This window comes from Sphingobium lactosutens, from assembly GCF_013393185.1.
In the GTDB taxonomy this organism is placed as follows: Bacteria; Pseudomonadota; Alphaproteobacteria; order Sphingomonadales; family Sphingomonadaceae; genus Sphingobium; species Sphingobium lactosutens_A.
In genome coordinates, this window is sequence record NZ_QJQX01000001.1 from 1 (window position 1) to 244 (window position 244).

A 244-nucleotide genomic window follows, 5' to 3' on the forward strand; every position below is an offset into this window, starting at 1 on the left:
TTGGATTTAATTTAGATGATGATAATGTTCAAACTATACGAAGTCAGCCTGTGAAAGTGAAACCTGTTTCTATTGAGAAGAACATTTCGTATCAATTTTTAAGTTTTGTTGAACAAGAATTTATTTTGCAGTTTATACAAAATGTTAATTCTGTAAGTGTGAGACAACTATGTGAATTTATGATTAAAGAGGTTGGCTCTTTAGATAAACGTTATCTTACTGGAAAGCCTCATATCTACGTTCA

Annotated in this window: 1 protein-coding gene; it reads left to right on the forward strand. The window is 29.9% G+C overall.

The features are described 5' to 3' along the window. Positions 1-244: hypothetical protein (locus DM806_RS26900; protein ID WP_218647256.1), on the forward strand; the 244-nt coding region annotated here is incomplete at both ends.